Origin of the sequence: Spirosoma spitsbergense DSM 19989 (assembly GCF_000374085.1) — a bacterium.
Classification (GTDB): domain Bacteria; phylum Bacteroidota; class Bacteroidia; order Cytophagales; family Spirosomataceae; genus Spirosoma; species Spirosoma spitsbergense.
Genome location: NZ_KB893585.1, coordinates 14,513 through 41,161, shown reverse-complemented (window position 1 = coordinate 41,161; position 26,649 = coordinate 14,513). Strand labels below are relative to the sequence as shown.

Annotated in this window: 24 protein-coding genes; 14 read left to right on the top strand and 10 right to left on the bottom strand. The window is 51.0% G+C overall.

What is annotated here, in order from left to right:
• Positions 1 to 212, bottom strand: a 212-nt coding sequence (locus B157_RS38585; protein WP_020606558.1) for a hypothetical protein, incomplete at its 3' end; no start/stop codon positions are given.
• 313 nt (positions 213 to 525) lie between these two features.
• On the opposite strand from B157_RS38585, the gene B157_RS0127640 reads away from it, so the two are divergent.
• From B157_RS0127640 to B157_RS39905, 3 genes are all read left to right on the top strand, one after another.
• Positions 526 to 1,395 carry an Rpn family recombination-promoting nuclease/putative transposase gene (locus B157_RS0127640; RefSeq protein WP_020606557.1) on the top strand — a complete coding sequence of 290 codons (870 nt, stop codon included), beginning with the start codon at positions 526 to 528 and terminating at the stop codon, positions 1,393 to 1,395.
• 473 nt (positions 1,396 to 1,868) lie between these two features.
• Positions 1,869 to 2,570 carry an IS110 family transposase gene (locus tag B157_RS39910; RefSeq protein ID WP_245565297.1) on the top strand — a complete coding sequence of 234 codons (702 nt, stop codon included), beginning with the start codon at positions 1,869 to 1,871 and terminating at the stop codon, positions 2,568 to 2,570.
• A 55-nt stretch (positions 2,571 to 2,625) separates the two neighbouring features.
• On the top strand, positions 2,626 to 3,150 hold the full coding sequence (locus B157_RS39905) for a transposase (RefSeq protein WP_245565296.1): 525 nt from the start codon (positions 2,626 to 2,628) through the stop codon (positions 3,148 to 3,150).
• A gap of 210 nt (positions 3,151 to 3,360) precedes the next feature.
• On the opposite strand, the gene B157_RS0127625 is transcribed toward B157_RS39905, so the two are convergent.
• Positions 3,361 to 4,797 carry a BamA/TamA family outer membrane protein gene (locus B157_RS0127625; RefSeq protein WP_020606556.1) on the bottom strand — a complete coding sequence of 479 codons (1,437 nt, stop codon included), beginning with the start codon at positions 4,795 to 4,797 and terminating at the stop codon, positions 3,361 to 3,363.
• Positions 4,798 to 4,919: 122 nt separating this feature from the next.
• On the opposite strand from B157_RS0127625, the gene B157_RS0127620 reads away from it, so the two are divergent.
• The 3 genes from B157_RS0127620 (at position 4,920) to B157_RS0127610 (ending at position 8,845) form a co-directional block, all read left to right on the top strand.
• Positions 4,920 to 6,296, top strand: a complete 1,377-nt coding sequence (locus B157_RS0127620; protein ID WP_020606555.1) for an MFS transporter — start codon at positions 4,920 to 4,922, stop codon at positions 6,294 to 6,296.
• A gap of 95 nt (positions 6,297 to 6,391) precedes the next feature.
• Complete coding sequence (locus B157_RS0127615) at positions 6,392 to 7,339, top strand: carbohydrate kinase family protein (RefSeq protein ID WP_020606554.1); 948 nt, start codon at positions 6,392 to 6,394, stop codon at positions 7,337 to 7,339.
• Between the two features lie 108 nt (positions 7,340 to 7,447).
• Entirely contained in the window at positions 7,448 to 8,845 is a 1,398-nt protein-coding gene (locus B157_RS0127610; RefSeq protein ID WP_020606553.1) for a S8 family peptidase, read from the top strand.
• 71 nt (positions 8,846 to 8,916) lie between these two features.
• Here the strand turns inward: B157_RS0127610 and B157_RS0127605 are convergent, their stop codons facing one another.
• The 4 genes from B157_RS0127605 to lgt form a co-directional block, all read right to left on the bottom strand.
• Positions 8,917 to 9,546 (bottom strand): hypothetical protein, encoded by a 630-nt coding sequence (locus tag B157_RS0127605; RefSeq protein WP_020606552.1) that lies wholly within the window; start codon positions 9,544 to 9,546, stop codon positions 8,917 to 8,919.
• Between the two features lie 106 nt (positions 9,547 to 9,652).
• The gene (locus tag B157_RS0127600) at positions 9,653 to 11,266 is read right to left on the bottom strand and encodes a M1 family metallopeptidase (RefSeq protein ID WP_020606551.1); all 1,614 of its coding nucleotides are present in this window, start codon (positions 11,264 to 11,266) and stop codon (positions 9,653 to 9,655) included.
• Between the two features lie 336 nt (positions 11,267 to 11,602).
• The gene (locus tag B157_RS0127595) at positions 11,603 to 13,711 is read right to left on the bottom strand and encodes a S9 family peptidase (RefSeq protein ID WP_020606550.1); all 2,109 of its coding nucleotides are present in this window, start codon (positions 13,709 to 13,711) and stop codon (positions 11,603 to 11,605) included.
• A gap of 234 nt (positions 13,712 to 13,945) precedes the next feature.
• The gene (lgt, locus tag B157_RS0127590) at positions 13,946 to 14,791 is read right to left on the bottom strand and encodes a prolipoprotein diacylglyceryl transferase (RefSeq protein ID WP_020606549.1); all 846 of its coding nucleotides are present in this window, start codon (positions 14,789 to 14,791) and stop codon (positions 13,946 to 13,948) included.
• Positions 14,792 to 14,953: 162 nt separating this feature from the next.
• On the opposite strand from lgt, the gene yidD reads away from it, so the two are divergent.
• Both yidD and B157_RS0127580 read left to right on the top strand, forming a co-directional pair.
• The gene (gene yidD / locus B157_RS0127585) at positions 14,954 to 15,163 is read left to right on the top strand and encodes a membrane protein insertion efficiency factor YidD (protein WP_020606548.1); all 210 of its coding nucleotides are present in this window, start codon (positions 14,954 to 14,956) and stop codon (positions 15,161 to 15,163) included.
• Between the two features lie 115 nt (positions 15,164 to 15,278).
• Positions 15,279 to 15,653: a co-chaperone GroES gene (locus tag B157_RS0127580; RefSeq protein WP_020606547.1), complete on the top strand. Its 375-nt coding sequence runs from the start codon at positions 15,279 to 15,281 to the stop codon at positions 15,651 to 15,653.
• A 157-nt stretch (positions 15,654 to 15,810) separates the two neighbouring features.
• Here B157_RS0127580 and B157_RS36095 read toward each other — a convergent pair whose 3' ends face one another.
• The gene (locus B157_RS36095) at positions 15,811 to 16,275 is read right to left on the bottom strand and encodes a hypothetical protein (RefSeq protein ID WP_020606546.1); all 465 of its coding nucleotides are present in this window, start codon (positions 16,273 to 16,275) and stop codon (positions 15,811 to 15,813) included.
• On the opposite strand from B157_RS36095, the gene B157_RS40165 reads away from it, so the two are divergent.
• Positions 16,274 to 16,408: a hypothetical protein gene (locus tag B157_RS40165; RefSeq protein WP_020606545.1), complete on the top strand. Its 135-nt coding sequence runs from the start codon at positions 16,274 to 16,276 to the stop codon at positions 16,406 to 16,408. The two genes, B157_RS36095 and B157_RS40165, sit on opposite strands and share 2 nt — an antisense overlap.
• A 93-nt stretch (positions 16,409 to 16,501) precedes the next feature.
• Here B157_RS40165 and B157_RS0127565 read toward each other — a convergent pair whose 3' ends face one another.
• Positions 16,502 to 16,765: a hypothetical protein gene (locus B157_RS0127565; protein ID WP_020606544.1), complete on the bottom strand. Its 264-nt coding sequence runs from the start codon at positions 16,763 to 16,765 to the stop codon at positions 16,502 to 16,504.
• 661 nt (positions 16,766 to 17,426) lie between these two features.
• On the opposite strand from B157_RS0127565, the gene B157_RS0127560 reads away from it, so the two are divergent.
• The gene (locus B157_RS0127560; protein WP_020606543.1) at positions 17,427 to 19,310 is read left to right on the top strand and encodes a sensor histidine kinase; all 1,884 of its coding nucleotides are present in this window, start codon (positions 17,427 to 17,429) and stop codon (positions 19,308 to 19,310) included.
• A gap of 726 nt (positions 19,311 to 20,036) precedes the next feature.
• Positions 20,037 to 20,474: a DUF4174 domain-containing protein gene (locus B157_RS0127555; protein WP_026309000.1), complete on the top strand. Its 438-nt coding sequence runs from the start codon at positions 20,037 to 20,039 to the stop codon at positions 20,472 to 20,474.
• Between the two features lie 199 nt (positions 20,475 to 20,673).
• On the opposite strand, the gene B157_RS0127550 is transcribed toward B157_RS0127555, so the two are convergent.
• Together B157_RS0127550 and B157_RS0127545 are read right to left on the bottom strand one after the other, a co-directional pair.
• On the bottom strand, positions 20,674 to 21,510 hold the full coding sequence (locus B157_RS0127550; RefSeq protein ID WP_245565294.1) for a hypothetical protein: 837 nt from the start codon (positions 21,508 to 21,510) through the stop codon (positions 20,674 to 20,676).
• Between the two features lie 276 nt (positions 21,511 to 21,786).
• Complete coding sequence (locus B157_RS0127545) at positions 21,787 to 22,320, bottom strand: DUF2911 domain-containing protein (RefSeq protein ID WP_020606540.1); 534 nt, start codon at positions 22,318 to 22,320, stop codon at positions 21,787 to 21,789.
• 216 nt (positions 22,321 to 22,536) lie between these two features.
• Between B157_RS0127545 and B157_RS0127540 the strand changes: the two genes are divergently transcribed.
• The 3 genes from B157_RS0127540 (at position 22,537) to B157_RS0127530 (ending at position 26,647) form a co-directional block, all read left to right on the top strand.
• On the top strand, positions 22,537 to 23,457 hold the full coding sequence (locus tag B157_RS0127540) for an AEC family transporter (protein ID WP_020606539.1): 921 nt from the start codon (positions 22,537 to 22,539) through the stop codon (positions 23,455 to 23,457).
• A gap of 7 nt (positions 23,458 to 23,464) precedes the next feature.
• Positions 23,465 to 24,718, top strand: a complete 1,254-nt coding sequence (locus B157_RS0127535; protein WP_020606538.1) for a cation:dicarboxylate symporter family transporter — start codon at positions 23,465 to 23,467, stop codon at positions 24,716 to 24,718.
• A 135-nt stretch (positions 24,719 to 24,853) separates the two neighbouring features.
• Entirely contained in the window at positions 24,854 to 26,647 is a 1,794-nt protein-coding gene (locus B157_RS0127530) for an acyl-CoA dehydrogenase family protein (protein WP_020606537.1), read from the top strand.
• Positions 26,648 to 26,649 lie beyond the last annotated feature (2 nt).

Below are 26,649 nucleotides of genomic sequence, written 5' to 3'. Positions count from 1 at the left end.
GGGATTTGGTTCATTAATTCGGGTTGACTGAGTTCGTGATAAGCTTTTCTGAGGGTTCTTTGGGAAATACTCAACAGAAAGCCGATGTATCGTTTGCCGCCATAGCCTATTTTTTGGGCTTCCAGGGCAGCATAATGGCGTTTATCTTTTTCGGCCAGACGGGCATAAAAGTCACGAATGGCTTGTTCGATGGAGGCAGAGTAGTGAGCCATGAGCGGAAATAGAAGCTGCGAGCAAAACTACAAAATTTGTGTCACCTTATTTTATCAGCATTCCTAAGGTTAGTCGACCCCATAAAATTCCATTAACGAAATTGTATCTCGGCACTCACCAAAGTCCTGACAGCTTTCAGAGGTTAACCCGGTTAGTTGTAGAGGCAGTTGGCTTACCTGAAAGTTCTTTCAGAATAATCGGCGAAACACCTAATTTAAACGCAAATTCAGATTAATAATCAGCCTTTGTGGGTAGTCAAGTCACGTTTGATAGGTGATAGGGCATTTTCGAGGTTTCCAGTAACTTTGCTACATGGAGACAGGCGTTTACATTCCCATTATTTCTGATTACGGCTTTAAAGCCACTTTTGGCAACGAAGCCGACAGCCTATTTCTTCGCACAGCGTTACAGGCTCTTATCAAATCAGAAACCCCCATTCGGGAGGTGCATTTCGACAAGAATGCGTTCGAGGCTCTGACCATTGACAGCCGAAGTGGTATTTTTGATTTAGCCTGTACCGATGAAAACGGCAGTCAGTTTATCGTTGAAATGCAATTAGGTCTGGCCCCGCATTTTGTACAGCGCATGAAATTTTACGCTTTACACAAGTTCAATACTGTAGTAGAACGGGGTGAGTTTGACTATGCCAATCTGCCTAAAATCTACGCTGTCGCCATTTTAGCAAAGAGCATTCTGCCAACGGCCCATTTTCACACGATTGCCAACCTACGAAGCGAGGCCGGTGAAATCATTGACACTCAAATGACGTTTATCACGGTAGAATTGGCTAAGTTTAACAAGCGAGTGGCTGAAATAAAGACCGATTTAGAGAAACTGGTTTATACCATGAAGACGCTACATACTACTGAACCCACCCAATACCCTGACTTTTGGAACGAGGAATGGCTCAAGCGGGCCATTGACGAGTTGGATACCCGGAAAATGACCCCGGAAGAGCGCGCCTACTTTGCCCGTGTGACGGCGGCTAATGCCGAAGCAGTCAAAGCGGAAAAGCAAAAGATTAGGGAAGCAGAAGAGCGAAAAGAAATCACTGTCAAGACAGAAGCTGTTAGCAAGGCTCTCAAAGCGGGAAAGCTTACTATTGAGGAAATTGCAGACTACAATGGGATTACGGTTGATTTCGTTCTTGAAATTCAACGTGGGCTTGCCCAAAATCAGTAAGGCAGCTTCCCGGTGACAGGCAGCGCGTCCCAAATTCGACATTTTCAGCCCAACCACCACCGAGTTCGCAGGCGAACAAACCCCCGGCAAACGCATGAAAATTAGGCTTGAATGACTAACTTTCGGCTGCTATCAGTAGCCCTTGAATGGGAAAATCGTACCTCATCTCTGGTGCTGTCCAACCCGCCCAACCACCCGATTTGGCTATTCGTAACCTAAGGGGCTTGCTCACTGGGTTCCTTGAAAACCCCACTGGTGGAGTCACTTACCCTGACTACCCCGTACATCCGACTTACTGTTCTCAATAATAGCCCGCTGATAGCCATTTTTCACGTTTTAACCCCTTCAAAACATGAAACAACAGTCCGACCGCGGAACCGTTAACTACCAGCAAATGCCTGTCATTCATCAGCAGGTGGCAGGCATTGACCGCACCGGCGGCCCGGATCGGCTCTAAATTCCACGTCGTAGCTGTGGGAGACAATACCAAAACCGATGTCAAGGAATTTGGGGTATCGACCAAAGCCCTTTTCGAGTTAGCCCAATTTTTAAAAGAAAATGGCATTCAGCATGTCGCCATGGAAGCCACAGGAGGCTACGAAAGACCATTGGTGAGCGTTCTCCAACAGGAAGGCTTTGACGTGTTGGTAACGGCTGGGGCCAATACCAAAAATTACCGGCGCTTTAAGTCCGACGTGTCGGATGCCATCCACATTCGAACCCTGCATCAGTTAGGTTTGCTACCCCCCATTTTCATCACGGACGAGTTTGCTACTACCATTCGGCCGCTGGTGCGGATGCGCCAAAGTCTCATTGAGGATGGAGCCGACTACATCCGCCGAATCCAAAAAACGCTTCGACTGATCAATGTGCGCTTAGATGCCACCTTGACCGACTCCACTTCTGTATCGGGCCTAGCGATCATCAAGGCTATCTGTGAGGGAGAAGAGGACGGGTCAAAACTGGCGGCTCTGGTTGATAAACACTGTAAGAAAACACCCGCCGAACTCACCCAATTGCTAGCGGGAAATTGGACACCCAGTGTGCGGCTACAAGTGCAGTCGTCCTACCGGCTTTATCAGGCCGTCCAGGCTGAAATGGCCCAGTTAGATGCCGAATTAGACCGGCTCTTCACCGAGCATACCGCACCGGCGGCCCGGTCAACATTTGCCTAAAGCTGAAGCGACTAAGAAAAAGCCCCGTAAGCATAGGAATGCGCCTAAAGTGGCGGTGGAACAATATGCTCGGCAGATGTTGGGGGTAAATCTACATGAGATACCAGGCTTTGGTCGCACGGCTATCCTAACATTAATGAGTGAGGTGGGTGAAAGCATTCACCGTTTTACCTCGGCCAAAGCTTTTGCCAAGTGGCTGGGCTTTACCCCCAATAACAAAGCATCTGGGGGTAAAGTACTGTCGCGCAAGACATTGAAGAATAAATTGAACCTGCCTAATACGTTCCGGCAGGTAGCCAATTCAATTGGCAACATGAAGGACTCCAATCCGTTAGTGAACTTTTTTCGTCGGGTAGCTTTCAAATCCAGTCGCAAGAAAGCGATTACAGCTACGGCCCGGAAGGTAGCCGTGTTGATCTATACAATGTTGAAAAACGGGGAAGCTTACCAACCCGAAAAGCTGGAGCGGGACAAGGAGCAAGTAAAGGTGATGCAGATCCGAAAAATCAAGAAAAATCTGCATAAGTTTGGGATCTCAATTCAAGATTTAGGCTGGAATGTTGACTTTAAATCTGCCTGATTATGAGGCAGTTAAAAAGCATGCGTACATCCAACAGGTGTGTAAAGGCTCCTACGTCGCCATCACCACATGGGGTCGTTGGGTGATCGATTCGGTGGCGTAGCGTTGCAGCAAGCGAATGACATGAGGGAAGAAATGGGCCCTACAAGCAAAGCCGATCCCGATTCCTGCCAGCTGGCTCCCCTCGTAACGATGCAACAGGAAGCCTGGCTAAAACTCCTTCGCCAGGTTGAAGAAGAACCCCTTGTTTCCCTGCGCGTTTACGGTGCCGCTGAAACGCATTACCAGGTTATAGAACGAAACTATATCGACGCTTAGCCCCGTACCAGCCAGGAGTTGGTTAGCCAGCCTGCTTTGGTACTGCTCGGCAACGGTACTGCTCACGTAGCCCGCATCGCCGAAAGCGGTCAGGTAAACGGCTATTGGTACGGTATTGAACTGGCGGACGTGCAGCCAGTTCAGTTGTTTGCGGACGTTGAGAAGCTGGTACCGAACGCTGTTTCGCCAGATGGCTGTTCGCTGTCCGTCAATAACGTAGAGTTCATAGCCCCGCACCATATCGATGGAGCTGCCCAGGCCACGCAGGTTGAAGTAGGGTTGCCGGGTGGGCCAGGTAGCACGGGCGCGCAGGCTGCCTGCCCCGTAAAACCGCCCCCCCATCGACCAGTAGCGGGTCATTGACGCCGACAGATCCAGAAAATTAAAATTATCGGACGGCAAAATGCCTGATACGCCCACGAAGGCCGTAAACAACTTTCCAACCAGCGGAAAAACTACGTTATCCCGCCGGTCGTACCGGTAGTTATAACTCATGGCCAGAAACTGCTGCCGTGTACGCCCATCCAGAAAATAATCGGGATTGAGCCGGGCAACGGTATCGGCAATGGTGTTTCTCGTGTAGCGCGTATCAAAAGTGTGGTAATGATACAGCCCGCGCCGGTTGGTCAGGGTGAGGCTGGCATAGGCCCGTTCCCGGAGCACATCCTCCGATTTTGTGTATACCCACTTGTCGAACTGGGTCCGGTACGGTATTTCCTTATTCGTGGCGTAGCTAACATCAACCCGTAAACCGATTTTCTGGGCCTTATCGATATATGGTTTGGAATAGGACAGGATAGTACGCTGGAGAAAGCCCCGTTCAATAACCACCTGGAGCCGGTCATTCGTACCCGTCACGTTCCGGTAACTAAGTCGACCACCGTAGACAACCCGCCGAAAATCGCGCCCCCGGTCGTACCACCACTCGTTGAAATTCCGGTCGGCCAAATCAAAAACGGGGTAGGCAATGATATACCAGCGCTCTTTCATCACAACGGTCAGATCGAGCTGGGCCAGCTGAGTCGAATCGGCCGCCGGGGTAATTTGGGTAGTGACATCTACCGTTACAAACAGGGTTGTGTTATTGATGTTACGCTGGTCCCACTGCACACGACCCGGCAAATCGGCCAGCCGAACGGAGTCCCCGACGTGAAGCGTCATTTCGCGCAGAATGATCCGATCCTTCGTTTTAACGTTTCCCTCCAGCGTAACGGAACGCACGATTACCGACTGCGACGAGTCAGTTTGTGCATAAACAGACATGATTTGAGATGACAACAAAAATACCGTCAGAACCAGTCCAGCTATTGGCCATTTTTGGGTAATCATGCTCAAAAGTGTGTCTTTACAAAAAAATAAGCCAAGAATATCTCTCTATCCTGCAAATCGCTCCGTATTATTGTTATCTGTACCATATCACCTATGATAACAGTTTAAAGATACGATAATCTATGCAAACGGGAAGCATTAAGAAGTCCTCGGCAAAGGTCAAACCTACGTTGAGTTTCTGGCAGATCTGGAACATGAGTTTTGGTTTTTTGGGGATTCAGTACGGTTTTGGCCTGCAACAGGCTAACATGAGTCCTATTTTCCGATACCTCCACGCCGACGAAGCCAATATCCCGATTTTATGGCTGGCGGGTCCGGTTACGGGTCTGATTGTGCAGCCCATCATTGGCTCTCTCAGCGACAGAACCTGGTCGGTGCGGTGGGGCCGCCGAAAACCATTTTTCCTGATTGGCGCACTTATTACCAGTTTCGCGCTGGTCATGATGCCCAACTCGACCTCGCTCTGGATGGCCGCCAGCCTGATGTGGCTGCTCGATTCGGGACTGAACGTATCGATGGAACCGTTTCGGGCTTTTATTGGCGATAAGCTGAATGATAAACAGCGCGACCTGGGATTTGCGGTACAAAGCTTTTTCGTGGGTTTTGGGCAAACACTCGCCAATCTGATGCCCCGTATCCTGCCCCTTTTTGGTATTACAATGGTGGCAGCCGGTACCAACGGCATTCCTGATTTTGTAAAATATGCCTTTTATGTGGGTGGGTTTGCCGTACTGGCTGCTGTGCTCTGGACGATGTACACCACCAAAGAGTACCCGCCCGAAGATATGGAGGCTTTTAAGCGCGAGAAACGCGAATCGAAAGGAATAGCAGGGGTTTTTAAAGAGATTGGTGTTGCCCTGCGCGAGATGCCGCCTACCATGAAACAACTGTGGTGGGTCAAATTTTTTACGTGGTATGGCCTGCCGCTGATGTGGCAATACCTCTCACTGGCCATTGCCCGCCACGCATTCAACGCGCCCACACCTGAATCCCCCGGTTTTGAACGGGGCATCGAGGTGGGCAACGATTGCTTTGCCCTTTTCAATATTGGCTGCTTCGGCATTTCCTTTTTCCTGCCTACCATTGCCGGTCGTATTGGTCGCCGGGAAACGCACGCGGTTATGCTAACCATTGGTGGTCTGGGCTTTATGTCCATGCTCCTGGGAGAAAGCAGTTCTGTGTTCCTGATTGGTATGACCCTGGTTGGCCTCTCCTGGGGTTCCATCTTATCCATGCCCTATGTATTGCTTTCTTCATCGGTCCCCAGAGAGCGAATGGGCGTTTACATGGGTATCTTCAACGGTTTTATCGTTGTGCCACAGATTATCAATAATGTCACCATCAAGTTCATCTACGGCCCAATACTGGGGAATGACCCCCGCAATGCGCTGGTCCTGTGTGGTGTTTGTCTGCTGCTGGCAGCCGGAGCCTGTTTTCTGGTGAAAGAAACTAAAAGAAGCGAGGAAGTCGCCTTCCCAATACAACCCGGCGGAAATTAACTTTGTAGTCATTAGCTTCACGGCATTGGTAGCCATTGATTGTCATTCATCGAAAAACAGTTACTGACAATCAATGCCCCTTCATGACTTCTTTTATGATAGATTTAACCCGCCCTTTCGCTGTTCTTTCAGTTGGTGAATTATTGGCCGATTTAATTGGCCACCACGTGTCAACCAGTTTGCTGGATGCCCAGGATTTCAGACGCTATCAGGGCGGTAGTCCAGCCAATATGGCGGCAAACATGGCCCGTTTGGGTGGTCAGGTTGCCCTGGTGGCCTGCGTTGGCAATGATAACATTGGGAAATACCTGACCCGGCAGGTTGCAGAAACCGGGGTAAACATCGACAATGTGACAGCCGATCCGCTGGAGCCATCCAGTATCGTTGTTGTGTCGCGTACGGCTGGCACGCCCGATTTTGTGGCCTACCGCCATGCCGACTGCCTGATAAAACCCGAACAACTACCCGATTCCCTTTTGGCCCAGACGCAGGTATTTCACACAACCTGCTTCGCCCTGAGTCGACAGCCCGCCCAGGATACAATTATTGATGCGGCTCGCCGTGCCCATGCGGCTGGCTGTCTGATCAGTATTGATGCCAATTATGCCCCAACCATATGGCCCGACCGGCAGCAGGTCTGGCGGGTTCTGACGGATTACTTTGCCTCTGGCGCACTGGTAAAGGTAAGTGAGGATGATGTCGAGCGATTGTATGGCGAAAAACAGGAGCCGGAGCGCGTCCTGAGCGACTTTCATCAAATGGGTGCATCCATAATCTGCCTGACACTGGGCCCCGATGGTAGCCTTGTATCCTACGATGGAGGGGCTAAACAGGCCCGGATACCGGGTAAAAAACTCGACGTGGTGGATGTTACCGGCGCCGGTGATGCGTATTGGGCCGGCTTTCTGACGGCCTATCTGGATGGGTACGCCCCCGGAAACTGCGCCCATGCCGGAGCCGCCTTGGCCAAAATGAAACTAACGCGTCAGGGTCCATTGCCGGAGAAAGTAGACCGAAAAATAATTTATCAGGATTTTGAGTAAATAAATATTGTTTGTATAAATAAAATAGTTACTTTAATTCAGTTTTAATCGAATTAAAGTAACTATTTTATTTTTTAACATTTTGTCAGCCTTTCAAATAATTTCCCAATGAAAAGCAACGTAACGCTTCGGCTTGCTCAGGTAGCAACGCTTACCTTCGCGGCAACAGTACTCCTGGTAGGTTGTCAACCCATAGACCCGGCTGCCTCCGTTTCACCCGGCACACATTCTGCCGCCAATGCCCGGCTTAAAGCCGATGTGGACTACGTAGACGGTGAGTTATTACTACAGTTTGACGAAGAGGCTACGGACGATGTCAAGAACAAGGCCCTCGACAAAGTAAAAGGAATCCCTGCCGAAAAAATTCTGACGAAAGCCATGGAAAAGGCGGGCAAAAAAGAGGGACTAATGGTCGTGAAAGTAAACAAGAATGTACTGGAAGCCATTGCCGACCTAAGCAATACAGCCGGGGTAGCCTTTGCGGAGCCTAACTTTATTTACACGCATACCGCCGTAGCGACTGATCCTTTTTTCACGAATGGCTCGCTGTGGGGAATGTATGGGCCCGCGACATCGCCTGCCAATCAGTATGGCAGTAATGCGGCCGCAGCCTGGGCAGCAGGCAAGACGGGTTCGGCAGCGGTGTACGTGGGCATCATAGATGAAGGAATTCAGCTTACGCATCCTGATCTGAGCGGGCAGGTATGGGTGAACTCTAGCGACCCGGTTGACAAGGTAGATAATGATAAGAATGGGTACATCGATGACACAAATGGCTGGGATTTCGCCAATAACGACCGTACCATTTACGATGGTGGAACACGGGGTACGCTAGATGACCATGGCACACACGTGTCGGGCACCATTGGCGCAAAAGCCAATACGACGGGAGTTGTTGGTATAAACTGGAACGTAACGCTCATCTCGGCCAAATTCCTGGGCAGTAGAGGAGGTACCACGGCCAATGCGATCAAGGCCGTCGACTATCTGACTACCCTCAAAAACAAGGGTATCAATATTGTGGCTTCTAACAATTCGTGGGGAGGGGGCGGCTATTCACAAGCCCTTTACGATGCCATCAGTCGGGCTAATACAGCGGGCATTATGTTTATTGCGGCTGCCGGCAACAGCGGAACCAACAACGATGCTACAGCCAGCTACCCTTCCAACTACGATTTGCCCAACGTCATTGCCGTAGCGGCTATCGATAATACCGGAGCATTAGCCAGTTTCTCCCAGTACGGTGCTACCACGGTTGATTTGGGCGCACCCGGTGTAGCCATCAATTCGACAACAGCGTATAACACTTATTCGTCCTACAGTGGCACGTCAATGGCAACTCCCCACGTAACGGGAGCCGTTGCGCTGTATGCCTCGACCCACCCTGGTGCTACGGTTGCCCAGATCAGAAACGCGATCCTGTCCAGTGCGGTACCAACGCCATCCTTAAGTGGTAAGACGGTAACCGGCGGGCGGCTGGATGCCAATGCGGCTTTAGCCCGGTAAAATCACCTGTCTACCCTACAAACGAAGAAAGCCGAAGCATGAACTTCGGCTTTCTTCATTTGTAGAAGTGATTACTTCATATCGGCCAGTTTATCCAGATCAATATCGTCCAGGGCCGCTTTTATTTTATCCATGCTTACTCCCCGACCTTTGGCGGTAATAACAAACCGTTTATTGACCAGCACGTTTAATTCTCCGTTTTTGTCGGCACTGTCGTATTTTTCATACGCCTTGTTATCCCCCATTTTGGTAGTTTTTTCGTAACCGTGTTCGGTTTCTTTATCGACATCTATCATCGACCAGGCGGCCAGTCCCATCATCATGGGTGAGCCACCCCCATCTACAATCGACAACTCGATACGTTCACTGCCGTCTCCGTTTTCGTACTTACCCGTTGCGGTTGAAATCGTAAAGCCCATGGCTCCATTTTTTTCACCGGTAGCCTCCTTACGGGGCAAACCATCGGCATCGGCGGGAAGCAATTCTTTCAGCGTGCGGAAGTTGACCGTTTCAACGGGGCCATTTTTCTGCATGTCTTCCATCTGCGATGCCATCTCTTTCATCGCACCGGCGGCCCCCATCATTGATACGGATTCGTCGTCTTTTTTCTCTTCCTCTTCTTTTTCTTTATTACTTCCGCAACCGATGAGCAACATCACCGGGAGTAGTCCGGCCCAGAGTAAATTTCGATTTGTACGCATAGTTGTTTTATAGGTAAGAATGGGATAAAAATTAATCATTGGCAAAGTACATTTCCTTTCCATGCAGTAGCCAAACTTTTGAGTAAGCGTACCATCCAATGTTCGTTTACTCGGCTACCCGTCTACTCAAAACATAGTAATTCGCGTCTACCGTCAACGTCTTCACTCCCCTGGCCGACAGTTTCTGCCATTGTGCCGTGGGCTGAATAACCTGATACGGTCCCGACTCTCCCAGACACACCCGCACCGGCATCGAAAAGCCGGGCACCGTATTGACCCACCGATACTGAAACCCATCGGCTACCGGGCGGTATTCGAGTACGGGTATTCGGGTATCGCGTAGGTACTGGTCAAACACGGGTTTTAGATTCAGACCCGCCTGCTGACTCATGTATTGTTCAATCTGGTTCGTGGTTACGGTTTGGTGGTAGAATGTTTTATTCAGACCACGCAGCATCTGTCGCCATTTATCGTCGTTACCAACCAACTGTCTAATCGTATGGAGCATGTTACCCCCTTTGTAGTACATATCGCCCGATCCTTCATGATTCACATTGTAGGTGCCAATAATCGGTTTGTCGTTACGGATGTTGGCGCGACAGCCAATGACGTATTGCGCCCCAGCGGCTTTACCCCAGTAGTACTCCGTAAAAAGGCATTCCGAATAGTTGGTAAAACTCTCGTGAATCCACATATCAGCCACATCCCGGTAGGTGATGTTATTGGCAAACCACTCGTGCCCCGATTCATGGACGATGATAAAATCCCATAGCAATCCCCATCCCGTGTGCGAGAGGTCGCGGCCCAGGTAACCATTCCGAAAGTGATTCCCGTAGGTTACGGAACTCTGGTGCTCCATGCCCAGATACGGTGCCTCGACCAGTTTATAGCCATCTTCGTAGAAAGGGTACGGCCCAAACCAGTACTCGAATGCCTTCAGCATTCTTGGCACCTCTTTAAACTGTGCTTTAGCTGAATCGAGGTGCTCAGGGAGTACATAATAATTAAGCGCAAGTTTGCCTTTTTCGCCTTCATACACCTCCGACCAGTGGGCATAGCGGGCGATGTTCAGGTTTACACCATAGTTGTTGATGGGGTTCTGCACGTACCAGTCAAAGGTGCGGGTATGGTCGGGATTGGTGGTTACCTGACGGAGTTGCCCGTTCGATACATCCATCAGATCCTCAGGGACAGTTACCGTAATGGCCATCGAATCCGGTTCGTCGTACATGTGGTCTTTACAGGGCCACCACGCGCTGGCCCCCAGCCCCTGACAGGCCGTGGCAATGAACCAGTTACCGGCTTTGTCGTGCGACCAGACCAGCCCTCCATCCCAGGGCGGGCGTTTGGCCACGCGGGGTTTACCACTGTAAGACACCGTTATCGCTTCGGTCTGCCCAACTTTCTGTGCTTTGGCCAGGGTAACAAAATAGGCGTTGCCATCCTGCCGCACGGCTAGTTGTTTTCCGTCCTGCTCTACCCGTAGTACCCGCAGCGGCTTTTGCAGATCCACCTGCATCACCTGCCCCGGCTTCAACACCCGATAGCGGATCAACGTTGAGCCGCTCAGGGTACTATCAACGGGTTGCACCCGGACGCGCAGGTGATAAAAAGCCAGATCCCACCAGGCCCGCTCGGGCGTGATAGTCCCCCGCAGTGTATCGGCGTGCGTAAACCGGGTGTGTTGCTGCGCCTGAGCGGGGATTACCAGGAGCAGCATTAGTAGCTGAAGAACTGCTATTCTGTTTTTTGTTCGCATTTTTTTGGTGGCCTAGACTTTAGTCCGGGTAGCCGTTAGGCTAATTTTGTAAGTACTGGCAATCGCAACTCAGCTTACAGTTACCCGGACTAATTGATTTGAACAAAATAACCGCCGAACTAACAATCGCTTTTTCGCCCATACTGACCACCCCCAACCCCCTCCTAAAACAGGAGGGGGCTACGCTGAAGGGTTCCCTTTTTCAAGTCCCCTCCTGTTTTAGGAGGGGGTTGGGGGTGGTCGCAATCCGGCGGTTATTTACGTCAAATCAATAAGTCCAAGCTACTTTCAACCGGTCTACCGCGCCCCTGGAGGGCAGTTTTTAAGCAGATAATTCGTGTACAATGTTCGCAGGTGCAGGGTAGTTCCTTCCCCCTCATAAATACCGTGCGAGCGGTTGGGGTATGGCATCATCTGGAACTGCTTGTTGTACTTTATCAACTCGTTGATCAACACTTCGGCATTGTCGTACTGCACATTATCGTCGCCGGTACCGTGAATGTAGAGCAGATTACCCTTTAAGTTTTTAGCATAGGTTATGGGCGAACCCGCCACAAAATCGGCCCGGTTCTCCTGCGGCAATCCCATGTACCGTTCCTGATAAATGTTATCGTAAAACAACTGATTACCCACGGCAGCAATGGAAATGCCGGTTTTATAGATATCAGGGTACTGAAACAGCAGGTGCAGGGTAGTAGACCCTCCACCACTCCAACCCCAAACGGCCACGCGGCTGGTGTCGATGTAGGCGTGTTGCGAGAACAGTTTTTTAGCCCCCATCGCCTGGTCGCGGACGTTGAGTCGGCCGATGTTGCGGTAGATGGATTTCCGCCAGTCAGCCCCTTTCAGGTTAGGCGTTCCCCGGTTATCGAGGGCCACGTAGAGGTACCCCGCTTTGGTCATATCGCCCTGAAACAGCCGATTTTGCCCGGTCCCGAATACATCATTGACCGTGGTAGCGGCCGGTTCGCCGTACACGTAGAAAACAATCGGATACTTCTTCGTACTATCAAAATCAACCGGTTTGGCCATCCATCCATCTAGATTCACCCCATCGTCGGTGGTGACGGTGAAGAAACTAACATTTGATTTGTCAACCGGCTTCATCCGTTCGGCAATACGTTCATTTGCATTAACGGGGGTATGATCGGGCAGGCTTACCCACTCCCGAACGTTGGGGGTGTAGTAATTGGTGAACGAATGCCGGGCCAGTTTGCCCGACGGTGAAATGGCGTAATCGTGCGTACCGGCAAGGTCGGCGGGGGTTACCCGCTCGGCTTTCCCTTTCCCATCCAGACTGGTGCGAAACAGGTACCGCTGATTGGGATTCCGGGGAGAGGCAATGAAATAGATCTGATTGGCGGGTTCGTCAATCAGGCTGATGGTTTCAATATCATAATCGCCGGGGGTAAGCAGCGTTTCTTTTTTCCCATCGGTCGTAACCCGGTACAGGTGCCGCCAGCCATCTTTTTCGGATACCCACACAAAAGATTTACCGCCGTCGAGCCACTCCCAGCCGCTGGGATCATCGTCGTTCCAGCGACTTTTTACATCAATCCAGGTGCTATTGGATTCGGTATGGATGGGGGTAACGGCCTGCGTAGCGGGATTGCATATGAACACGATACTCTGATTCTGCTTGCGGTTCAATTGCTGAACAATCAGCGTATTCGCTTTTGGCAACCACTCCATGCGGGTCAGGTAGTGCTGCTGCGCATCGCCGGGGATGGGAAGCCAGTTGGTTTTACCACCCGTAGCGGCCACTACGCCAATGCGGGCGGGCGACGGACTAACGCCTACTTTCGGGTATTCGACCGGCACCGTGTAGGAGTAATTGGAATCCGTGGTGTTCAGCATCAGATAGTCCGGGATTTTTGTCGCGTCGATTTGCCAGTAGGCCAGTTGCTTGCTGTCGGGACTCCACCGGAAGCCATCCCGACAACCGAACTCCTCTTCGTAGGCCCAGTCGAACGTACCGTTGATGCGTTTGCGGGTGCCATCGGTCGTGAGTTGAACGGCCTTCCCGATCGCTACGTCTTCCACAAACAGGTTATGTTCACTCACGTACGCAACGCTGCGGCCATTGGGCGACAGTTTGGCGTACAGCAACGACTGCGCCGGACGGCTTTTGCCCACCTGCCGGGCTACGCCCGTTTTTCGGTCGATGAGGTAATAGTCGCCCCGCGTGTTATACCGCCACACGCGGGCGGTGTTGGTAAAAATTAATACCTGGGTACTATCGGGTGTGAAGGCAAAGTCCGTTACGGGCATGGACTGCTGCATTCCGGGTTTATTGAGTTTATCCGCTGGCAGCACAATCGTTTTTTGGCCTGTACGAATATCAATATTGGTCAGGCCCTTCTGTTCAGGAACCGTATAGGCATTGCCATCGGCCGACCAGTGCATCTGTCGACCGGGGACCTGCGCTACGGCGGAGTGGAGACTACCAACAAGTAAAGCGGGGAGTATGAAGCGGGAAAACGAAGAAAATGAATACACGGAAAATGCGATATGATTGATGAACGATAAACGTCAAAAATACAGCATTTTATGTATTCTGGTGCCCTCAAAAAAAATGCCCCGGCACAGAGGCCAGGGCAGGTGATACAGGTCATGCGTCGGGGTAGGGCGTGTAGGCCACTACGACTCAATCGGTTTCGACTCCTTTTTAACGGGTGATACTTCCGGATTCCGGTAACTGCGGACCAGGAAATAGATGCCCAGCAGCACGGCGGGAATGCTTAGAATCTGCCCCATGTTCAGGGCCAGGGTATCTTCAAAAGCCACCTGATTTTCTTTCAGGTATTCGTAGAAAAAGCGCAGGGTAAAAATCCAGATGAGAAAAATACCGAGCATACTCCCCCGTGGCGTCCGTTCTTTGTTCCGGTTCCAGAACCACAGCAGGATGAAGAAAAGAATCAGGCACGAAATGGACTCGTACAACTGGGCGGGGTGGCGCGGTATTTTGGCGTACTCACTGTTGTTCATGAACACAAACGCCCAGGGGACATCCGTTGGGCGACCCACAATTTCGGAGTTCATCAAATTACCGAACCGGATACAGGCGCCCGCCAGCGCAACTACAATAGCAATTCGGTCGGTTACCCATAAAAACGTTTGATTGGTCAGCCTGCTTTCTTTCCGGCGTGAGTAGAGCCACAGGCCCGTCAGGATACCAATAATAGCCCCGTGACTGGCTAGACCCGCAAAGGGAGGAGTAATAACCGTGAGCGGATGATGCAGCAAAACCTCCGGTTCGTAGAATAGAAAGTGGCCAAATCGGGCGCCAACAATGGTGGATATAACCATATAAATCAGCAGGGAATCCGTATCGGCAATGGGCTTGTCTTCTTTTTTGAAAATGTAGCCCATAATCTGCATCCCAATCAAAAAACCCAGCGCGAACAGGAGTCCGTACCACCGCACTGAGAAAGAGCCAATGTGGAAAATTTCGGGATCAACCTCCCAGATAATGAATTGGAGCATATGAATAGTTTGACGTTTGTGGTTTGTGGTTTACGGTCTATAGTTAGCCAACTGCACCGGCAACCAACTCATAGACCGTAAACCACAAACTATAAACCGAATATTGGCAAAGATACGGATTGCGGGAAAGATTTTGGGTGTTTTGCTGTTTATGCGTTTATGATGCGAACAATTCTGGTTGGATTCGTAAAAGTATATCAGGCGATTGTATCCCCTTATTTACCGAATGCCTGTCGGTACACGCCTACCTGTTCGCAGTATGCTATAGAGGCCATTCATAAACACGGGGCCTGGCGGGGCGGGTGGCTGGGGCTGAAACGCATTGCCCGCTGCCATCCCTGGGGGGGGCATGGCTACGACCCGGTACCCTGAGCAGTCAGCCGATTGTTAAGTCGGAGCGTTATAGTTACTGACAAGTTGACCTATACGTCACTCCTGCCCGATTTTTGCTCCCCCGCTACCGACTAGTTAACTCACGAACCATTCTATGATAGGAATTACTGCCGATAACAAACTAAAGCGCCTGATTGTGGTAGGCGACCGGGTACTCATCAAGCCCAAAGACCCCTCCGACCGTACATCCAGCGGGTTGTATTTACCGCCGACGGTGCAGGAAAAGGAAGAAATCCGGTCGGGCTACGTCATAAAAGTAGGCCCGGGTTATCCCATTCCCAACCCGACGGAAGATGAACCCTGGAAGGAAACTGAGGAAAAAGTGAAGTACATGCCGCTTCAGGCGCAGGAAGGCGATGTAGCCCTGTACCTCCAGCGGAACGCCATCGAATTACAGTACGAAGGGGAACAATACGTTATTGTGCCGCAGGGGTCCATTCTGATGCTGGAACGGCTGGAAGAGTTGTAGCGTACTGATCCATCGTATACCGATGGGGCTACCGAATAACGTAGTGGTAAGTGATGTTACCCCTACGCTATTCAATAGCCCCGATTGGTGATATGGGTAAGAAGACCCCGGTTGACAGTATGAACCAGCCCCCCGTTTACCAGCGGCCTGAGCATGGTTATTTCCTAACGACCAATTGTTTCCGGGTTGGAACTTCGGAGATAACGCGCTCCGTCTGGTTGTCCATCGAGATAGCGCCAGCCTGGGAGGCTTCAATGGTAAACGGTTTCACCACGTGACTACCCGTAGTTGTCAGATCAACCGTATAGTTGCCGACTGGCAGCGGTGATAAATCATAATACTCCCGACTGGCCACTACGTTTTTGTACTCGTCGTACACAAGGTTACCGCTTTCGTTCCGGATCATTACCCGCACTGCCTTACCGATAGGATTATCAAAATTGATCCGAATAGTCTGGGGACGGTTGGCTACCGGATAAATTAAAGCCTCGAATATTTTAGGGACTTCGGTCAATTGCCTGGCCCGGTTGAAGGTCTGAGCCTGGGTAGGACTCACGAGAAAAAGGCAGGCAGCGAGGGTAACACCGGTGTTGACAATCGAAAAAATACGGTTCGTTTTCATGGTCAATAAATGGTTTTTTGTGGATAGTGAAAAAGAAATGCATGAACAGATACAGGGGAATGTGGATAAATCAACGGAATGGATTGGAGCACAGACCAATAGTGAGCAATCCTCCTCCATGGGTGCTTCCTAACGACGGCCAGACGATAGCCATCCGGAAAGCGCCCACTCCCAGAAAGGCTTTCCCGCCCAGATCGCCCGACGAAAACGATTTTTCCAGTCCGTACTAGTCTTTTATTTTAACCGATACGGTGGCATAGCCCAGCCCTCCTCCTACGTAGAAACTGGATGTTCTAGAAAAACGAAACAAACCATTGGCGGTAAGAATCCCGTAGTTGGGGGCCGACTGTCCGAAGTAATTCATAATATCGACATCCAGCACAATGCCCCCCATTCGGCCGGGACCCAGAAAATAATAACCCGACCCATACGTGATGCCGTTTGCTTCGGCAAATGCCGAACTGGGCGTTGTATAACCTACATTCCACATCCAGCCTGTGCGCTTTACAGCCGACTCATCGGATACAGGTGTTGACGGAGCCGTGTAGGCCGATGGATCGGATCGAACGGCAGGTTGCTGAACGTAAGACGATGTGGGTACCGAAGCAGGTTTGGCAATGGCTTCATTGAACTTCTCGCGGGTGCCGTCTTTGTAGATAATGACGAAGACGTCTGATTTTTTCGGACTGTACGTTGGCCCATCGAGTCGGCTGGCCTATTAAACTACCTGAGTTTTTGGTGCAGGTTTTCCTAACTTCCCAGTTTACTTAAAGACAAAGATAAATTCTGCCCCCTTACGGTACCATCGCATAATGATGTGATGCTTTAAACGGATAGGGCAATTACACAAATAATATTTCTAAGAAAGCATGGTACTATACCGTTTTATGGCGATTTAACTAGCATTGAAAACGACCTGATTTGACATGAAAACAATCAATTCTTTACGTGCGAATCACTTTCGATAGCTAACTACCACTTTCATGCAATGGCCCTATTAAACGGATAGCCCAGTTGAATGTACCAGGCGGTTTAGCTACCAAAAGTAATCAGCTTTATTAGCCATTACCATACCCCTTTCGGGGTATTTTTAAACCGGCATTCATTACCGTTCTTTGTATCAATTCGCACCACATAACGGTATTTTTTCTATGAAGACCCTCTGGCAATTAGCCTGCTTTTTACTTCTTCCTGCCAACGGCATGGCGCAGGCTGCGTATAAAATACAGCCTGATTTCAAAGTCGTTACGCTCAAAAATCCGTTTTTACACCAACTTCCCCAGCCGGTTCAGGCCATAAAGTCTCCCGCTGCGCTACCCATTGATCCAGCCCAGTGGGAGCCGGTCGAAAGTATCAATTACGGGCGTCTTCATTTTGTGGGCTGGGCGCGGTTTACGGTCCGCAGTGAATCCGCCCGAACGGTCTGGCTAGAACTGACAACGCACTTTCTGGACTCGTTATCGGTATGGACTGCTCAGGCCCATACCCCGCCCGTTCCCGTCCGGGGACCGGCTACCTACCGGCAACAAGCCACCCACCTGTCCCCCGTCAACCATCATTACTTCCTGTACGCGCTGAACCTCCCCGCCCACCAGACTACCACGGTCTGGATCAGGGGGCAGGTTATACCGGGCGACGCTATGAAATTCGACGTCAGGCTATGGTCACCCCGCTACTTCCTGACGGCTCAGCAACGAGACATCTGGGGCTGGGCGATATTCGCGGGGGTTGTCCTTTCCATTTTGGGCGGGGTACTCATCGGGTTCTTCTTTTACCAGCGAACGGTGTACCTGCTCTACGCCTGCTACGTCATTTGCCTGTCGGCCTACGCCCTGCTCAACGATGGATGGGGTGCCTTTTTACCCGATTCATTGGCAGGATTTGATAGTATTACCAGCATCGTACACTGGCTAAACATCGGATTTGGAGCTTTTTGTCTGTTTAGCAGACGGTTTCTGAGGGTTTCCGGCCAGCAGGACCAGGTACTGTACCGATGGCCGGAATTGCTCCCGATGCTGGTTATTGCCGGGGCTACGCTCCTGGCGCAGTGGGCGCAACGCCAGGAGCAGCAGTACATCGTAAAAACGGCCTATGTAATTGGGTACGCTGGTTTTAGCGGCTACGGCATTATCTGGCTACGCTACGTTGTGGATGCCGTCAGACGCCGGAACCAGTTGGTATGGCTGTTGATCGGGGCTGTATCGACGCTGCTGATTTTCTTTGCGGTCAACTCGTTTCTCATCAACCTGGGCCTGATGCGAAATCCCCTGCCCGATATGGTGGCCCTGCGTATCGCGCTGCTGGCCGAGTTGGCGATACTATCTGCTGGGTGGCTCTACCGCCGGAAACTACTGCAACTGGCCCGTCAGCAACTCGAAGTTCAGAACCGTACCCTACAGGCGGCTCTGATTCAGACCCAGGAATCGGAACGGCAACGCATTGCCGCCGACCTGCATGATGATCTGGGTGGTACACTGGCTACCCTGAGTCGGCGCATCTCCGACCTGTACCAGTATTTGCCCAGTGCGCTGATGACCGAACAGATTGATTTGCTTATTCCCCTCACCCAAAAAAGTAGTGACGATCTACGGCGCATTGCCCATAACCTGATGCCACCCGAATTTCCCCGGATTGGTCTTCGCCACGCGCTCGAGCAACTCGTTGGCAGCCAACCTGCTCAACCTACTCACTTCTCTTTTATCGTATCGGGAACAGAGCAAAAATTACCACTTGACACGGAACTGAACACCTATCGAATTGTATCGGAATTGGTGCATAACATCCATAAACACGCGCAGGCCAGCCGGGCTTCGGTCCAGCTACTGTACCTGGACAACCGACTTTCCATAACGGTAGATGACGACGGAATGGGTAATCAGGTTAACCCACCACGCCACAAAACACAAGGTATTGGGCTAAAGAACAACCGCTTACGGGCCGAGTACATCGGCGCTACATTATGGCACCATGTTAGCACAGCCGGCACGCTGGTCATTCTGGAGATTCCCTATCCCGCTACAGCAAATGTTGTCTAACCGTTCATACAAACACTGCCCTGTCATTGTTACCCCATAAGCCGCAGAGCGATGATGGTGGTATTGTCCTATGGAGTTAGGGGCGTAAACTATAAATCTCTGTCCATGAAGTACTTACTATGAACTAACGGAGTATATCAGCCATTGACGTCTGTTACTGGTCCTGTATTTCCGGACGGGGCTGGGGATCGATCCTTTTGGTTGAATCGCTTACGCTTCTATCAACATAAGGCCGGGGAACAGCGTGTGAATCCTGGTTAATAATATGAACTATCTCGGGCGCACTCTGTGGCTTTGGTTCGATCGTATCGGATTGGCAAGCCAGTAAATTACCAAGGGAAGAAGCAACAAGCGTTAACAGAAAATAACGGGAGATGGTCTGGGAAAGTGAGAACGTTTTCATGACTTCTGTAAGCTAAAGGTACATTCTTTGTCCGCTTTGAACGATTCAAAGGTCACTGTCGCTGGCCGGAAAGACGTTCAAATTTGAGTCAAATACTACTAAATTTGGGACAGGTGAGAATCGAGCCTGAGTAGGTAGTAGGTGTCAGGCACTGTTCAATGCTGATACTCCTATTGAGCACAACCGGATTTCCTGCGTTATTGTCAGCTAGTATACATGCATTGGGGCGGCAATAGGCTGTAGCCCTGTACCATTGGTGCCAAAACCGGCAAACCCATCCTGTACACATATCGTTAACAGGAGTGAATCGAATCCGAAACACTATGCAAAATCACTGGTTCATATCTCTGATAGCCCTGCTAATGGGGCTTACCCTTACTATGGAAAGTATAGCGAATCAACAGAAATCGCTCAAAGCGATGTTACACGAGAAGAAAGACAAACGGCGTGTATTACTTGTTTACGGGCGTGACGATGCCCAGCATTACACCATCGAGCAACAGGAGAGCCTGAATGAAGATAAAGCCGGATTGGCCGATCGCGACCTGGATGTGATTGTATTGATCGCTTCTGAGGTGCCGGAACCAGACCGTCAGTTTCTTATGCACGACTACAAACTAAATCCTTCCACCGAGTTTGTGGCCTGGCTCATTGGCAAAGATGGGGGGGTAAAAGAAACCTACAAAAAGCCGGTTTCAACCAAAGATCTTTTTGGACTGATTGACAAAATGCCCATGCGCAGGCAGGAGATGAAAAACTAGTTTATGGTTTGAGTCTTTGTGGATACGGCTCCACATCAGGACCATAAACGATGAACGCTCCAATCATAAGCGAAAGGTGAAAACCGATATGCTACCAACTAAAAACAGAGCCAGTACCCGAAATTCGGGTACTGGCTCTGTTTTTAGTTGGGTTTGCTATAATCGTATCAAAAAGTTTGTCTTGTCTTTAGGCGTATAGTTACTGGAAACCTAAACGGCTTTTCCCCTGCACGTTCAGTATCTTAGTCTGATTACGCTGGGTAGAAAAGGAGTAGCGGAGTGTAACGCCATAGCTCATGCCAGAACCTGTTCCCTGTAAGGTAGCCATTTGTGGTGCTTCACGGAGTGCCGTATACGTCGCATTAGTCGTTACTGCATTAGTCAGGCCCCAGAGCTTACGAACCGACATTCCTAAATCAACCGCATTACTGAGCCGTACGTTATACTCAATGCCTAACTCGGCTAAGGCGGCTGTTTGCGACTGAACTGTTGTCTGACTGGTTAAATGAAACGGTTCGTGCGTTTCCCATTGGGACTGGTACCGGTAACCGCTGGCGGAGAAACTATTCGCTGGCTGGTTATTGCCGGGTAGCATCCACATGCCGCCACTAACCCAGAAACCCGATCGGAGCCAGGGCTTACTGGTTGACAGTACAAGACGCTTTGCGCGTAGCGTAAAGGCATTGCGCTCATTAGTATACCGTGCCGTAATCGGTGGATTGGTTTGGGAAATGGCCAGTTGCGTATGAATGGGAATCCGGGCGTAGCTTCCTTCAACAGCCCACTTTTCTCGGTGAGCCCAGCCGACAGTAACCCCCCAGCTTGCCTTACCAACTGCGTTAGTTTCAATCAGGCCATCATAGGCGTTGTTAAGCTGGGCACGGTCTGTTTTGATGAAGCCGTCAAGGGCAACATACCAGCGATCACGAATCTGCGGACCACCATACCGACTCTGTAGCCGCTTATACTGCTGGCGGTTCTGAGTAACCTGATAATAGTCCGTAACTCCCTGACCACTGGCGGGTATTACAGCCAAACCGATTAGTATATACAGTAAGTAATGTTTCATCATGCAGCATCCGATAAGTCATATTGCAAATAACGATATAATCATTTGTTTGTTAACCACTTACAACATTTTTTTTCACTGACGGTCAATATCACCCCTATTTTTATCGTTTGTGGCCCGTTCTAACGAATTTTTTGTCTTTCAATACCCGTTTTCACCCCATTTGAACATGACATAAAAAAAGCGAAACCCGGCCAGATAGACCGGGTTTCGCTCCTGGAAATTACTTTAATTGAATGCGTATTACGAACCGTGCTTCATGACCGGAACCGAAATGGTCATGTTATCCCAAGCAATAGCGATGCTGTTGTTGGCGGGGGTGATGGTCAGTTTTTCAATGGGTGTCTTGGTGGCCGAAACAGGCACTTTTATCATGGCTACATCGGCTCCCTTGATCTTGTCGTAATCAAAGGCACCCCACTGACCCAGCGTGCTGTTCAGGATAACACTCCACTCTTTTTCGCCGGGAATAGTGTACAGGGTATAAGTACCCGCTTTTACCATTTTACCACCGAACATAACGTCGTTCTTGAAGGTTACTTCGGTGGCGTTATTGGCACCGGTACGCCACACTTTCCCGTACTTCTCCAGACTGGCCGACCCTTCGGGACCAAAGATAACCCGGCCTTTCTTAGAGGGCTGTCCGTAAACAACCTGAATATTTTTGTCGGGGCTTTCAACGGTTACTTTCGGACTTGCTGGTGCTTTTTTGTCCTGCGCCTGTGCGAATGAAACCACCGTTACGAATAAAGTGAATGCTGCAATTAAATTTTTCATGATTGCAAAGTTTGTTTGTTTAATCATTCCTATAAACGTCAGAATTACAGGGATAGTTTTTCACGGTGTCCAAATAGACTATATAGCTGGATTTAACCGGTATTTTCGGTTTTATAGTACGTATTATTACGGTAATTTGCTGATCAATTTTTAGTTTTGAGGGAGCGGTGCAGGTTACTATAGCCCACACCGATCCTTATTTCCCCAACGTCTGTTATGGCCAACCTGGCCCTGTTGCTGGTTTGTTTGTTACTGGGTGCTGCCCTGCGTTACTGGCGGGTTGTACCGGCTGATACTCACCTCACCATCAATCAGTTGCTGGTAACAGTCTTCATTCCGGCGCTGATCCTTCTGTACATCCCCGATATTCACCTCACACGGGCGTTCTGGCTTCCCGTGCTCATTCCCTGGCTGGTCTTTCTGGGCGGCCTGCTGTTCTTTAGTTTAGTGGCGAAACTGGGGGGCTTATCTGGTCCCATACCGGATGCCCGCACGCTGGGTACGCTGCAACTAACGGGCGGTATCAGTAGTATTTCGTTTGTTGGTTTTCCTGTCTTCGAATTGCTTTACGGTAAGGCCGGGCTGGCCATCGGACTGATGATGAGTCAGGCGGGGACGTTTCTGGTGGTCATGACACTAGGCGTGGTGGTAGCCTCCTGGCACACAACCCAACACCCGTCGGCCCGGATACTGATGGGTAACATGGTGAGGTTTCTACCATTCCCGGTATTTGTCGTTGCGCTGGTGGCCAACCTGGCCGGTTATCGCCACCCGGCACTGGTGCACGATGTGCTGGAGCGGGTTAGCAGTCCTTTCTCGGTGCTGGCGATGCTTACGGTCGGGCTGCAGTTGCGGTTACGCGTAGAACCCGGACAGCGCTCCAGCCTGACACTCGGCCTGTTTTATAAACTGATTCTGGCTCCCCTGCTGGTGCTGGGTGTGTTACGACTATGGCTGGGCCGTCAGGATTACGTAGCCGACCTGTGCATTCTCGGTGCTGCCATAGGGCCGATGAATACAACGGCCGTGCTGGTCAGCCGGTACAAGTTAAATTCGGTGCTGGCTTCACAAATGATTGGGATTGGCATCCCGCTTTCGCTACCCGTTTTGTTTTTACTGTATCACTTCTTACATTGACCTGAACATGAAAAAGATCGTCACCAACCTCACCTTCTGGGTACTCACTGCCATTATTTCGGGCGCACTCCTGGGTCATTTTGCACCAGAAACGGCCGTTCAGATGGAGTTTCTGGGTAAGTGGTTCATCAACGTTGTCAAGCTCTTCATCAACCCCATTATTTTTCTGACCATTACGCTGGGTATCAGCAACATGGGCGACCTGAAAAAAGTGGGACGTGTGGGCGGCAAAGCGTTGCTCTACTTCGAAATCGTCACCACGGCCGCCCTGCTTATTGGTGTGCTGGTGGCCAACATTATCCGGCCGGGCGATGGCGTAGCGACGGGTAACCTCAACAACGGAGCTATCGGGCAGTACACCCAGCGCGCAGAAGAATTCTCGTGGTGGAAGTTTGTGGCCGACAATCTTACGCTTCAGGTGCTCATTGTCTCTATTTTCGTCGGTATTTTTCTGAGCCGGTATGCAGGGAAAGAAAAGGTGCTAAACTGGTTTTCGGTAGCGTCGAAATGGGTGTTCAGGGGCCTGCACCTGGTGATGCGCTTTGCCCCCATCGGCGCGTTTGGGGGAATGGCTTACACCATTGGCAAATATGGTATCGCCACGTTGTTGCCCCTGGCCAAACTGATGACAACGGTCTACGCCACCATGTTTCTGTTTGTGTTCATTGTGCTGAATGCGTTGCTCCGGTATTACAAGGTTAGTTTATGGTCGTTCCTGAAATACATCCGGGAAGAGTTACTGATTGTGCTGGGTACGTCCTCCTCCGAAGCGGCCCTGCCTGCCCTGATGGAAAAGCTGGAGCGAATGGGCTGCGCCAAACCGGTAGTCGGTCTGGTCGTTCCGGCGGGGTATTCGTTCAATCTGGATGGCACCACGATTTATCTGTCGCTGGCAACGCTGTTTCTGGCGCAGGTTTTCGGCGTTGAACTAACCCTGTCGCAGATTCTGACAATTATTGGTATCCTGATGGTCACTTCCAAGGGAGCTGCGGGTGTGACGGGCAGCGGTTTTGTGGTACTGGCCAGCACCCTGACGGCTGTTCGGGTCATTCCCATCGAAGGGCTGGCCCTGCTGCTGGGCGTCGACCGGTTCATGTCCGAAGCGCGCTCCATTACCAACTTTATTGGCAACGGCGTGGCAACGATTTTTCTGGCCAACAACGAGAAGGCATTCGACCGGGCGAAAATGGAGCAGGCGTTTTCCGGCGAATTCCCCCCGCTTACCGACCCAGCCCCACCACAGCCAGTCCTCACCCAATAGGAAACCACCCCCGTCCGGTCAACAAAATGCATTCCCGACACGAATAGGCCGGCTCATTTTATCGTTACCCCGCCAAGTGTTAACTTTACTCAATCGCTGGTCATTACCCCCAACTCTTATAACGCACGCCCCGCTATGGCAACCACTTATTTCAGCAAACGTAATCTTCACTTCCTGCTTCACGAAGTATTCAAAGCCGAAGAACTCACCAAATACGCGTATTTTAATGCCCACGACCGCGAAACGTTCAACCTCGTGCTCGACTCGGCAACCTATATTGCCGATACGCTGATGCACCCGTATTTGAAAGACGTGGACCGGAACCAACCTGAACTGAAAAACGGGCAGGTAACGGTACATCCCAGGGTGAAAGAGTACCTGAAAGCGGTGGGTGAGGCCGGGATTATCGGAGCGGGATTTCCGTTTGAACAGGGCGGTCAGCAACTCCCCGAAATGATCAGCGCGTGCATCGGGTTTATTCTGATGGCGGCTAACAATGGGATGATGTTTATTGGTCTGACATCGGGGGCGGCTCACCTTATCACCTCCTTTGGTAGCCCCGAACTCATCGACACGTACGTGCCCAATATGCTGAATGGCAAATGGCAGGGCACCATGGCCCTTACGGAACCACAGGCTGGCTCGTCCCTGTCGGACGTGACCACATCGGCCACGCCCCAACTCGATGGATCATACAAAATCAGAGGCCAGAAAGTGTTTATCTCGGCGGGCGACCATGATGCCACCGACAATATCATCCACCTCATGCTGGCCCGCATCGACGGAGCACCGAAGGGAACGAAAGGCATATCGCTGTTTGTGGTGCCCAAGTACCGGCTGGATGGGCAGCCCAACGATGTGACTTCCACCGGAGTATATCACAAAATGGGTCAGAAAGGCGTACCCGCCATGCACCTCACGATGGGGTCCAATGACGACACTATCGGCTACCTGGTGGGGGAGCCGCATCAGGGGTTGCCTTACATGTTCCAGATGATGAACGAGGCCCGTATTGGTGTGGGCATGACGGCGGCAGCCATCGCCACGGCGGCTTATCACGCAGCGCTGGAATACGCGAAAGAACGCCCGCAAAGTCGGCGACTGAACCAGAAGGGGCAACTCGACGCCCCCCAGACGGCCATTATCAACCACCCCGACGTGCGCCGGATGCTGTTGTTCCAGAAAGCCGTAACGGAGGGCTCTTTATCCCTGTTGATTGAAGCGGCCCGGCTGTACGACATTAGTCAGGTAGCCGAGGGCGAGGAGAAAGAGAATGCGTTTTTACTGCTCGATTTACTGATGCCCGTGGCGAAATCGTACCCCTCCGAAATGGGGGTTCAGTCCGTCAGCCAGAGCTTGCAGACGTTTGGCGGGTACGGCTTTACAGAAGATTTCCCGGTGGAGCAGCTCTACCGCGACATTCGCATTACGCCCATTTACGAAGGTACCACCGGCATCCAGGCGCAGGATTTGCTGGGGCGCAAAATGACCATGAAAGGTGGCAAGGCCCCGCAGTTGCTGTTTGCCGAAATGAAACATACCATTGCCCAGGCCAGCACCCACAACGACCTGAAACGCTACGCCGAGCAACTATCGGACGAAATGGACCGGGTGCAGGACGTAATGAAAAGTCTGATGCCCCATGCGATGCAGGGCGATATTGAACGGTATTTGTCCGACGCTACCTTATTCCTGGAATTTTTCGGGATTGTCGTGGTGGCGTGGCAGTGGCTCAAGCAGGCCGTGGTGGCGCAGGAAACGCTGCTCACCCAAAACCCGCAGGGCGACGAACTCGCTTTTTACGAAGGTAAGCTGCACACCATGAAGTTCTATTTCCACTACGAAGTACCCAAAACGCTGGGCCTGTCCGTACGGCTCAAAGACCCGGAGGTTTTAACCATCGTGACGGAGAAAGAACTGGCGTTGTAACC